A 10,323-nucleotide genomic window follows, 5' to 3' on the forward strand; every position below is an offset into this window, starting at 1 on the left:
CCGTGGCCGGAGCGTCGCCGATCATCGGCCGGATCGAGTGTCTCATCGGGTGAGCCACGTAGTTCTCGGCGTAGGCGACGCGCGCCACCAGCGCGATCGCGCGGCGCGGCACGATCTCTTTCACGAACACCACGCCGCGCCGCCAGTCGGCGCCGGACTTGCGGCGCACGTAGAAGCGCAGGTTCACCTCGTCGAAGTCCACGTGGTACGGCACCGGCACGCCGAGCACTCGCGTGCGCAGGAAGCGGAAGCCCACCACGCTCACGAAAGTGCGCCCGGACCAGGCGTCGAGCTCGGTGCCCGCGGGCACGCGGGGCTCGAGTACGGCGGGGTCGATCTCGTAGTTCAGCATGGCGAGGTCGCGCCACTCCGCGGTGAGAAAGACCGGGCCGAGTGACTGCGCGGCAGTCATTCTGGCTTGCACGGCACGGCGAAGTCCACGTGGTAGTGCTCGTCGTGGCGCACCCACGCGCGGCCCTTCATGAACGGGAGCGAGTCGCGCAGCTGCGGGCCGTGCTCCGTGGCGAACGGCTTCGGGTGGTAGGGCGGATCGAAGATCACGAGCGCAATGCCGACGCCGCGCGCCTGCGCGGCGCGCTGCAGCTCGAACAGATGCTGCCCGATCGCGGCGAAGTCGATCGTGTAGCTCTCGAAGCGGCCATCGGCGTCGAACTCGAGGTCGTAGCCGAAGCGGTTCGACAGGCTGCCGGGCACCCGCACCGACTCACCCTGCGCGTTGGTGACCGGCACGAAGAAGTCCACCGAGAGACCATTCTCGTGCGTGCGGTGCGGGCGGATTCGGCCGCCCGAGGCCCAACCGGTCTCGCCGTAGACGAAGACCTTGCCCGGCGCCGATTTCTCGAGCGCCGCGTACGCGGCCACGACCACGTCGCGCACCGTGCTGTGCACGTAGGTGCGCCCCATGGCGACGCCGGCCATGCTGTAGGCGGCGAAGTTGGGGCCGCTCGGCGGCAGGGCGACGGCGCCTTCGATCCGGCCCTTCGCCACGGTGCCGAAGCAGACACTCTCGGCCGCGCCGGCGCCGCTCGCGAGCGCGAGCGCGGCCGCGGCGAGACACCATGCCGCCTTCAAGCGCTGCCTGGGCTCGCCCAAAACTCGGCATCGACCTCCGGCGGCTCGCGCAGCGGCGCGCCCGCCCAGCGCGTCTCGCTCACGCGCCCCGCCCCAGATAGAACGCGCCGACCAGCGCCGAGGCCAGCTCGAGCAGCGCGCTCCAGCCGGCGCTGACCACGAAGCGCACCTGAGCCTCGGGCGCGCCCTCGGGCAGGTGCGCAATGTTGTCGGGCGAGACCAGAATGTAGTGGTGGTAGGTCGCGAACAGGAGTGACCCGACCATCGCGGCCGTGAACAGCCACAGAGCCCACGACGCAAAGCGCGTCCACAAAAGCGCCGCCGCGACGGGTGGCGCGATCACGATCACCGCGTACGCGTACGCGAGCTTCCAGGCGGGCAGCCCGATTCCGAGCTCGGTGTGCGCCTCCGAGTGCCAGAGGGTGATCGCCAGGTGTACGGCGGCGAGTGCGGTGATGAGCGGCCTCATGGCCAGAGACTATCAGCTCCTGGGCCGGTCACGAGGCTGCCGGGAGACGCCGGGCGGGAACGGATCCCAAGGTTGCGCGCTGTCGGCAAACACGACGGCCGCGGGACGGAACCACGACGGGTCGTCCAGGCTGCCCGCGCGAATCGCCAGCACGTCGGGCCGCGCCGAGCTCGACGCGAACAGCGGCGACCCGCAGGCCGCGCAGAAGGCCCGCCGCGCCACGGCTCCGCTGTCGGCGCGCCGCTCGTAGAAGCGCGGCTCGCCGCGAGTGACCCGGAAGGCCGCGCGACTCACCACGACCGACGGCGAGTGACCCGAGCCGCCGGCGCGCTGGCAGTCGCGGCAGTGACAGCTCACCATCGAGAGCGGGGCCGCGCTGCACTCGAACGCGATCGCCCCGCAGGCGCAGCCGCCGCGAAACGCCGACGGCGCGGCGCTCACTTCCGGCCTGCCGATCCGACCGCGAGCTTGTAGTCGAGGTAGAGCTCCACGTCGCGGTCGTCGACCTGGCGCACCCAGACGGGCCCCTCGAGGCCGGACAGCTCGATCTGCCCGCCGGCAACCAGCGCATCGCGCGTGCGCACAGCCTCCTCGGCCACGATCTTGAGCAGCTGCGGGCGATACTGCTGGGCATCACGCACGGCGAGCTCGATGCGTTGCACCGGCAGCTCGAAGCTGGACTGTTTCTCGAGCTGTGCGAACGCGGCGGCGAGCGCGGCCGATTGCGCATAGACATCGGTCTCGGCGCCGAGCGCCGCGAGCACGGTCGCCGACGCGCGGTTCGTGGGGCCGTAGCTCGACGTGAACTTGCTCTGTTCCGGCGCCGACAGCGCCACGGGTCCGTCCAGGAAGATCCAGCCGGGATGCTTGCGCACTTCGTCGGCGAGCTTCGCCTTGCCGGCAGCGATGGCCGTGAAGCGTCTGGCGGCGTCGCTCTCGTCGACCTTGACCCCCACCTCCGCCGCGACGAAGTCGGCGTGCTGCCGCAGCAAGTTCGCGACCCGCGGGCCGGTGCTGGCAGCGAGCGCCACCACGATCGAGCCGGACTCCGCGGCGGCCGCCGCAGTCGCGAGACACAGGCCGATCGCGATCGAAAGCCAGGTTGCGCGCTTCATCCCCCTCCCCCAGGCGCTCAGCGCGCCACCCCCGTAGAGCCCGATGGTCACAGGCGCTCCGCGAGGAAGCCGCAGGCGCGCGCGTACTCCTCGGGAGTCACGTCGCCGTGCCGCCCCGGCGTCGAGTGCAGGACTTTCTCGGCGCTGCCGAGCAGCGAGAACAGGTGATCGCTGCGCTCGCGCGCGTGGAGCTCGTCGGACTGCTTCTGCACGAAATACACCGGGCAGCACACGCGCGGCGCGCAGGCGTGCATGATCGCGGACCTGGGCGCCGGCTCGGCGCCGAACAGACCCAGCACGGCCGCAGCGACCTGCGGCGCGTTGGCGAGAAACACCACGCCGTACTGCGCGCCGAGCGAGAGACCGAAATAGCCGACCCGCGCGTTCGGGAAGCGGCCGCGCGCGAAGCTCAGGATGCGCAGCCATTCGTCGCGCAGCGCGGCGGGTCCGCCCGACGTCCAGTAGGTCTGCCACGCCTCGGCGACCTCGTCGGGGCCGCGCGCGCCGTTCCGGCGCACGCCGTGCCCGGGGAGGTCGGGCGCGACGACGGCCAGTCCGCGCTCCACGAGCTGCTCCGCCGGGACGCGCACCGTCGGGTGAGTGCGGTCGGCGCACAGCCCGTGGCCCAGCAGCACGACGCCGCGCGGGCGCTCGTCTCGGCTCCAGATCGAGACGGGAACCGAGGGCTCGCCCTCCGCGCGCAGCTCGGCCTCCTCCTCGTTCACTCGCCGCGCTCCCACTGCGCCAAGAGCGGGCCCGCCAGGACCGCCCCGCCGCCGACGAGCTCCACCACCATCGCCGGGAAGCTAACACGCGCGCCGGCCGGCGCGAGTCAGTGACTGCTAGCGGCGGCGCTCCGGGCGCGCCTGCTCGGAGCTCTGGAAGTTCACGCTGATGCGTGCGCCCCGGACTTGGGGCGCCTTGGGCACGCTGTGCACCCAGTCGCTCTGGCAGCGCCCGCCCATGACCACCAGGTCGCCCGACTCCGGCCAGAACGCGCGCGAAGCGCCGCCCGTGCGCGGCTTGATCAGGAAGCGGCGCGTCGCGCCCAGCGTGAGCACGGGCACGATGCACTCTTCACGCCGCACCGAGATCCGGTCGCCGTGCCAGGCGGTGCTGTCGTGGCCGTGGCGGTAGAAGTTCAGCCACAGCTGGTCGTACCGTACACCGTACTGTGTCGACAGCCGCTCGGCGGCCGCGCGCAGCGCTGCCGGCGCCTGCCTCAGGTCGCGCAGCTCGGCGGTGAGACGCGGCTCGGTCACCGTGCGCTCGTACATGCGCCGGTCGCGCTGCTCCCAGCGCGCGCTCGTGCGCAGGCATTCGAACAGCGCCGCCGGCTCCGCGAGCCAGCCGGGGAGCAGCTCGAGCCACGACGTGGCGTCGAGCGCCACGCGCGGCGAGGCCGGCGCATCGAGTGTGCCGAACAGACTGGGCTGGCGGGCTTCGTCCAGCATGGGGGACCGGAATCGTACCGGCTCGAAGCGATTCGCGGTACCGGAAGTGACCCGTGATCGGGAACGCGAACAGGGCGTCCTCGAGCCGCGGCCCCAGCCCGGCGTTGTGCACCACCAGCGGCCGGCCGTCGCGCGTGCGCCGCGCGCTGACGACACCGATGTGCGGCCGGCTCCCCGGCAGCAGCCACACCACGAGATCGCCCGTCCGGTAGGCCTCGGGCCGGCTCGAGATCGGACGCGCAGCGCCGTGACGCGCGAGATAGGTAGCCAGGTTGGGCACGCGCCGGTGGTCGATGTTCGGGTCCGGCCCGCGCAAGCCCCAGAGCTTTGGATAGGCCGCGAAGGCGCCGGCCATGTCGTCGTGCACGCGCACCTGCAGGTCGACCCCGAGCGCGCGGTAGGCGCGGATCACGACGTCGCTGCACACCCCCGTGTCTGCCGGCACGTCGCCGCCCGGATAGGGAATGCGCCGGTACGACGGGTCGTAGACCACCGGCCGGGAGACCTGCGCGAGCGCGGCATCGGAGAGCCGGGCGAAGAAGTCGGCGTGCGGCGGACTCACTCCCGTGCACAGCAGCGCGAGCGCCGCCACGCAGGCGCGAGTCACGACGGCCGCCGAGCCAGCAGCTCGAGCGCGCGGTCGCGGGCGCGCTCGAACGGGTCGCCCGACTCGGAGGACACCGGCGCCCCCCCGGTGAGCGGGAACGCGGCCTGGACCAGGAAGAAGGCCCACAGCCCCAGCCCGAACGACAAGCTGCTGCGTCCGTCGCACAGGGCGGCGAGCGCCAGGCCCGCGCCGATCAGCACGACCTCCGTGCCGAGCGCACGCGCCGGATTGCGACCGGGCGCGCAGAGCGCGCGCGTGACTCCATAGGCGCCCGCGAGCGGCATGGCCAAGAGCGGCCAGCGCAGCCCGGCCCAGCCGAGTGCCAGGCTCGCCAACGAGAGGGCGATGCTGGAGCGCGCCAGCGCGCCGAGTGACTGCGCGTGGCGCGCGCCGGCGAAGGGCAGCAACACCAGCGCGAACACCGCCCGCGCGCGCCAGGCGCCGAGCCACGGCTCGAGCGCCACCAGCGCGACCACCCCCGCCGCCGCGACGCCTGCCGCGAAGCGCAGGCCCCCGCCTCTGCCGACCGAGCGGGTCATCCGTCTGCTCCCGCCCGCGCCCGCCGGCGCAGGAGCTCGAGCGACACGTCGTGCTCGGCCACGGGTGCGGGGCAACCTTCTCCGCCCGCTTCGCCGCGCGCCGCTTCCTCGGAGAGACAGTCGGCCACGCGCTGGCGCAGGTCGGCCAGCTCCACCTCCTGGCGCGCGAGTCTCTCGAAGAGCTCGGCGCGCTCGCGGCCCAGCGCCGCGACTCGCGCTCCGCGCGCGGCCGCGCGCCGCTGCTCGAGCAGGAGCTTGCGTGCCGCGAAGCGCGCCAGCTCCTCCTCGCCCCGGCCCAGCGACAGCTCCACGTCGGCGTCGAGCTGCCGCAGGTCGTCCTGCGCACGCGCGGCCTCGGCGGCCAGCCGCGCGAGCTCACGCTCGATCGCCTCGCTGCGCGCGCGCTTGCGCGCGAGCTCGAGCTCGGCCTCGCGCAGCAGCTGCTTCGCAAGCAGTGACCGCTCCTCGAGGCCCTCGAGCACCCCGTGCGCGTCGGCGCGCAGCAGGAGCCCGAGTCTCTCGAACACGCCGGCCTTCACTTCGAGCCCTCCCCTTTCGCGCCCTGGCGGCGCGCATCGAGGCTCGACTCGGCCTTGGCCTTGGAGAGCTGGTTGCGCTTCTCGGCCTGGTTCGCACCCGTGAAGGCGTCGTTCACGTCCTGCTCGAGGCCCTCGAGCCGGCCGAGCTTCTCGGTGACCGCCGGTGACTGCACAAAGCCGTTCACGGCATCGACGCGCTGTTTGAACTCGCCGATCGCCGCGAGGGCGCGCTGCGGCTCGTTCTGGCGCACGTACTCCGCGACCTTCGACTCGAGCTCGCCGTACTCCTCCTGCACCACCGATCGCCCCCACGCCGCGGGCGCGTAGGAGCGCACCACCTCCTCCTGGCGCTCCGCCCAGGACACGGCCAGCGCCTCGGGCAGCTCGAGTGACTCGCGCTGGCCGTCGCGCTCGTAGCGCAGGCCGAAGCGGCCCAATGACTGCGGGCTCGCGGCGCCCTCGCTGACCGCGAGAGTCACCCAGATGCGCCGGTCCTGGCCGTCGAACAGCGCGCCGGGCGTGAAGCGCACCGTGTCGCCGTCGCGCTCGAGCGGGTAGCCGGCCGCGTCGACCACGCGCACGCCCGGTGCGGGCGTGATCTCGACCTGGAGCGCGGAGGCCAGCGTGGCGCGCGCCGCGCCGAACTCGCGCGTGAAGATCTGCGCCAGGTCGCGCTGCTCGTCGAGATAGTAGAAGTTGCCGGTCCCCGCGTCGGCGATCGCGGCCATGACCCGCTCGTCGAAGTCCGACCCGACGCCGATCGAGGAGACCACGCACGACGACGCGCTGGCGCGGTGGGCGCGGCCCGTGAGCCCCTCGAGCGAGGTGTCTCCCACGTTCGCCATGCCGTCCGAGATCAGGATCATGCGCACGGCGTGGCCCTTCCGCGCCTGCAGCCCGACCTGGCGCAGCCCAAGCTCGAGCGCGGCTGCGATGTTCGTGCCCCCTTCCACGCCCAGCCCGCTCACGCTCGAGTCGAGCCACTCGCGGTTCGCGGGAGTCACCGGCGTGGCCGGGATCGCCACGACCGCGTCGTTCGCGTAGGCCACCAGGGCGAACAGGTCGTCGGCGCCCATCTCCGAGAGCAGGGCGCTCGTGGCGGTCTTGGCGCGCGCGAGCTTCTCGCCTTCCATCGAGCCCGAACGGTCGAGCACCACGATCACGTCGCTCGGCACGCGCTGCAGGGCGGCGGGGTCGTCGGAGTGACCGGCGATCGAGAGCTCGACCCGCGCGACGCCCTCTCCGCCGCGCAAGAGCTTCGTGCCTTCGAGCTCGGCGGCGAGCCGCACGGGGCCCTGCGAGGCGAAGAGCGAGGTCGCAACTCCGCCGGAGCCTGGGTGGGGTGCCCCCGCCATCTGACGAGTCAGCGCGCGCGAGCTGACTCCTGCGGCCAGAGTGAGTGCCAGGGCCGTGCCCAGCACCGCCGTGCGGCGGTTGCGGGCGATCCAGCTCAGTGTCGTTTGCATCGAGGTTCTCCTTGGTTCGTCGAGTGCGCCTGGAAGACGCGGCGCACGAGAGAACCATCGGGCAAACCCGGCGCTCCGCGGGTAAAGCCTCGGTGAACGTGCCGGGCGGGGATTTACGCGCGATTTACACGCCGGCCCTCCAGCCCGAGCGCAGCTGCGCCGTATCATTCCGTGTCCATGGCGAGCCCCGCCGCGCGCATCCTGGTGGTCGAGGACGAGCCCGCGATCCGCGCGGGTCTCTGCGACGTGCTCGCCTATCACGGGCACGAGCCGGTCGGCGTGGAGGACGGCGACCTGGGTCTCTCGCGCGCGCTCGCGGAGGAGTTCGCGCTGGTCGTGCTCGACGTCATGCTGCCGGGTCTCTCGGGTCTCGAGGTGTGCTCGCGGCTGCGCGAGCGCCGGCCGCGCCAGGCGATCCTGATGCTGACCGCGCGCGGGGCGGAGGCCGACGTGCTCGAGGGCTTCCGCCGCGGCGCCGACGACTACGTGACCAAGCCCTTCTCGGTGGCGGAGCTGGTGGCGCGCGTCGCGGCGCTGCTGCGGCGCGCATCGGCCGAGGACTGCCAGGGACTCGCGCCGTTCCGCTGCGCGGACCTCTGGGTCGAGCCCGCGCGCGGGGTGGCGGCGCGCAACGGCACCGAGATCGAGCTCACGCCGCGCGAGGTCGCCCTGCTCGCGCTGTTCGCGAGCGAGCCCGGGCGGATCGTGAGTCGCCGCCGGCTGCTGCGCGACGTGTGGGGCATGCACGCGGCCGAGTCGGTCGAGACCCGCACGGTCGACGTGCACATCGCCAAGCTGCGCAAGAAGCTCGGCGCGAGCGCGGACGCGCCGATCGAGACCATCCGCGGGCTGGGCTATCGCTGGGTGGCCGACTCGTGACTCGTCTGCGCTTCTGGTTCGCCGCCATCGCAGCGCTGAGCCTGCTCGGGATCGGCGCGCTGGTGTCGCGGGCGCTCGCGGTCGCCGCCACCGAGCGCCGGCTGCGCCACGACGCGGTGGCCGAGCGCGTGCTCGACGAGATGGAGCGCGCGCTCTCCGAGCTCGTGAACGGCGAAGACGTGCGTCTGGCCCGCGCCGACCCGCCGCCGGCCGACTCCGAGCAAGACTTCGTGGTGAGCCGCTACCGGGTGAGTCCCGAGGGCGCGGTGCGCACCGATACGCAGTCCAAGAACGCCGAGCTCGACCGCCTGGTCGCCGCGGCGCCCGCGCAGGAGGCCGCGTCCGCAGGACCCTTCGCCGACTCACGCCAGAGCGCCGGCACGACCCTCTCGCTGCCGCGCGCCCAGGTCGTCGAGCCCGAGAGAGCCGAGAAGAAGAAGGACGCGCAGGAGGCCTTCGGCGTGCTCGCCAAGCTGAACCGGGGCGCGGAGTCGCGCCTGAAGACCTACAACACGCCGCCGCCCGCTCGGCCCGAGCCGAAGGCCGAGGGCTCCATGAGCTACGCAGAGCCTTCCGTGGTCGCCGAGCGCCGGGTCGAGGCACCGGTCACCGCCGTGCGCTCGCCGCTTCGCGGCCGCCCGCTCGACGCGACTCACCTGGCCCTCGAGCGCACGGCGCTGGTCTCGGGCACGGTGCAGCGCGAAGGCGTGGTGCTCGACGTGCCGCGCCTGTTCGACTGGCTGCGCGCACGCGGGCTGGGCGACGACCTGGCGGGACTGGCACGCGTGGACTTCGCGGGCCCGCTGGCCGCGGAGCTGCCGGAGAGCCACGCCGAGTTCGCCTACCGGCGCCGCTTCGCCGAGCCGTTCGAGTCACTCGGCGCGCAGCTCGTGCTGACTCCCTTGCCGGGCATCGGGACCGCGGGCGCGATCGAGGCGCTCGGCGCAGCGCTCGCGCTGGTGCTCGCGGCGGGCTTGGCCGTGGCCTACCGCTCGGTGTCGACGGTGGTCGGCTTCGCGCAGCGCCGCGCGGCGTTCGCGGCTTCGGTCTCGCACGAGCTGAAGACCCCGCTCACGGCGATCCGCATGTACGCCGAGATGCTGCGCGACGGCATGGTCACCCATGAGTCGAAGCGCGACGAGTACTACCGCGCGCTGGCGCTCGAGTCCGACCGCCTTTCGCGGTTGGTCAACAACGTGCTCGAGTTCTCGCAGCTCGAGAAGGGCGCGCGCAAGCTGGCGCTCGGCGTCGGGCCGCTCGAGCCCGCGCTGCGCGCGTCGCTCGACATGTTGCGCGTGCACGTCGAACGCGAGGGCTTCCGGCTGGCCGTCGAGATCGGCCCCGACCTTCCGCCCGCGCGTTTCGAGCGCGATGCGCTGGCGCAGATCGTGTTCAACCTGGTCGACAACGCGCTGAAGTACGCGCGCGATGCGGAGCGGCGCGAGATCGTGGTGGCGGCGGGACGTACACCGAATGGTGTCGTCCTGTCGGTGCGCGACTTCGGGCCGGGCGTGCCGCGCGAGCAGCTGGGTCTCTTGTTCGAGCCCTTCTGGCGCGGCGACTCCGAGCTGACCCGCCGCGCCAAAGGCACCGGCATCGGCCTGGCGCTCGTGCAGCGGCTGGCGGAAGCCATGGGCGCCAGCGTGCGCGCCGGCAACGCGCAGCCCACGGGCTTCGAGGTGGCCATCCAGCTCGCGACCGGCTGAGGCGCTCAATCCGGCCGCCGGGGCTGCCGATAGGCGACTCCACCGCCAGGACCCCGCCGATGCCCCGCCTGCCCCTGCTCTGCGCACTCCTGTGTCTCGCCGCCGCGCCTGCGCGCGCGTCCGAGCTCGTGGTCGTGATCCAGGGCCTCGAGTCGGGCGACGGCGAGCTGCAGATCGAGCTGTTCGGCCCTGCGCAGCGCGCGACCTTCCCCTACGCGGAACGCGGCGTGCTGAGCGAGCTGCACCTTCCCGCGCGCATGTTGCTGGCTCCCGGGGCCTCGGTGTCACTGGGCGAGCTGCCGCCGGGGAGCTACGCGATCGCAGTGGTGCACGACGCGAACGGCAACGGCGACATGGACTTCGACCTGCTCGGCCTGCCGAAGGAGCGCTACGGCTTCTCGAACGGCGCCCGCCCGCGGCTCGGCCCGCCCTCGTTCGACGCCGCCGCCGTGAGGGT

General features: G+C 73.0%; 13 protein-coding genes and 1 pseudogene. 3 read left to right on the forward strand and 11 right to left on the reverse strand.

Going from position 1 to position 10,323, the window contains the following annotated elements:
• The 11 genes and pseudogenes from VMR86_15030 to VMR86_15080 all read right to left on the reverse strand — a co-directional run.
• On the reverse strand, positions 1-412 hold a 412-nt coding region (locus VMR86_15030; GenBank protein HTO08358.1), incomplete at its 3' end, for a DUF2071 domain-containing protein.
• Entirely contained in the window at positions 409-1,092 is a 684-nt protein-coding gene (locus VMR86_15035; GenBank protein HTO08359.1) for a penicillin-insensitive murein endopeptidase, read from the reverse strand. The genes VMR86_15030 and VMR86_15035, both read right to left, overlap by 4 nt.
• 79 nt (positions 1,093-1,171) lie before the next feature.
• Positions 1,172-1,561, reverse strand: coding sequence for a hypothetical protein (locus VMR86_15040; protein HTO08360.1), 390 nt, complete (start codon positions 1,559-1,561; stop codon positions 1,172-1,174).
• Positions 1,562-1,573: 12 nt separating this feature from the next.
• Positions 1,574-2,002 carry a GFA family protein gene (locus tag VMR86_15045; GenBank protein ID HTO08361.1) on the reverse strand — a complete coding sequence of 143 codons (429 nt, stop codon included), beginning with the start codon at positions 2,000-2,002 and terminating at the stop codon, positions 1,574-1,576.
• Complete coding sequence (locus tag VMR86_15050; GenBank protein HTO08362.1) at positions 1,999-2,727, reverse strand: hypothetical protein; 729 nt, start codon at positions 2,725-2,727, stop codon at positions 1,999-2,001. Before VMR86_15050 ends, VMR86_15045 begins: the two co-directional genes overlap by 4 nt.
• Positions 2,724-3,401 carry a dienelactone hydrolase family protein gene (locus VMR86_15055; protein ID HTO08363.1) on the reverse strand — a complete coding sequence of 226 codons (678 nt, stop codon included), beginning with the start codon at positions 3,399-3,401 and terminating at the stop codon, positions 2,724-2,726. Before VMR86_15055 ends, VMR86_15050 begins: the two co-directional genes overlap by 4 nt.
• A gap of 117 nt (positions 3,402-3,518) precedes the next feature.
• The gene (locus tag VMR86_15060; GenBank protein HTO08364.1) at positions 3,519-4,130 is read right to left on the reverse strand and encodes an alpha-ketoglutarate-dependent dioxygenase AlkB; all 612 of its coding nucleotides are present in this window, start codon (positions 4,128-4,130) and stop codon (positions 3,519-3,521) included.
• A gap of 49 nt (positions 4,131-4,179) precedes the next feature.
• A pseudogene (locus VMR86_15065) lies at positions 4,180-4,737 on the reverse strand (DUF1287 domain-containing protein).
• Positions 4,734-5,276 carry a hypothetical protein gene (locus VMR86_15070; GenBank protein HTO08365.1) on the reverse strand — a complete coding sequence of 181 codons (543 nt, stop codon included), beginning with the start codon at positions 5,274-5,276 and terminating at the stop codon, positions 4,734-4,736. The pseudogene VMR86_15065 and the gene VMR86_15070 overlap by 4 nt, the downstream one beginning before the upstream one ends.
• Positions 5,273-5,815 carry a PspA/IM30 family protein gene (locus VMR86_15075; GenBank protein ID HTO08366.1) on the reverse strand — a complete coding sequence of 181 codons (543 nt, stop codon included), beginning with the start codon at positions 5,813-5,815 and terminating at the stop codon, positions 5,273-5,275. Before VMR86_15075 ends, VMR86_15070 begins: the two co-directional genes overlap by 4 nt.
• Positions 5,812-7,281, reverse strand: a complete 1,470-nt coding sequence (locus VMR86_15080) for a VWA domain-containing protein (GenBank protein ID HTO08367.1) — start codon at positions 7,279-7,281, stop codon at positions 5,812-5,814. Before VMR86_15080 ends, VMR86_15075 begins: the two co-directional genes overlap by 4 nt.
• A gap of 177 nt (positions 7,282-7,458) precedes the next feature.
• On the opposite strand from VMR86_15080, the gene VMR86_15085 reads away from it, so the two are divergent.
• The 3 genes from VMR86_15085 to VMR86_15095 all read left to right on the forward strand — a co-directional run.
• The gene (locus VMR86_15085; protein ID HTO08368.1) at positions 7,459-8,160 is read left to right on the forward strand and encodes a response regulator transcription factor; all 702 of its coding nucleotides are present in this window, start codon (positions 7,459-7,461) and stop codon (positions 8,158-8,160) included.
• Positions 8,157-9,866, forward strand: a complete 1,710-nt coding sequence (locus VMR86_15090) for a HAMP domain-containing sensor histidine kinase (protein ID HTO08369.1) — start codon at positions 8,157-8,159, stop codon at positions 9,864-9,866. The genes VMR86_15085 and VMR86_15090 overlap by 4 nt, the downstream gene beginning before the upstream one ends.
• Before the next feature lie 59 nt (positions 9,867-9,925).
• A partial coding sequence (locus tag VMR86_15095) for a DUF2141 domain-containing protein (protein ID HTO08370.1) occupies positions 9,926-10,323 on the forward strand: 398 nt, incomplete at its 3' end.

It is taken from the genome of Myxococcota bacterium, assembly GCA_035498015.1.
Classification (GTDB): domain Bacteria; phylum Myxococcota_A; class UBA9160; order SZUA-336; family SZUA-336; genus VGRW01.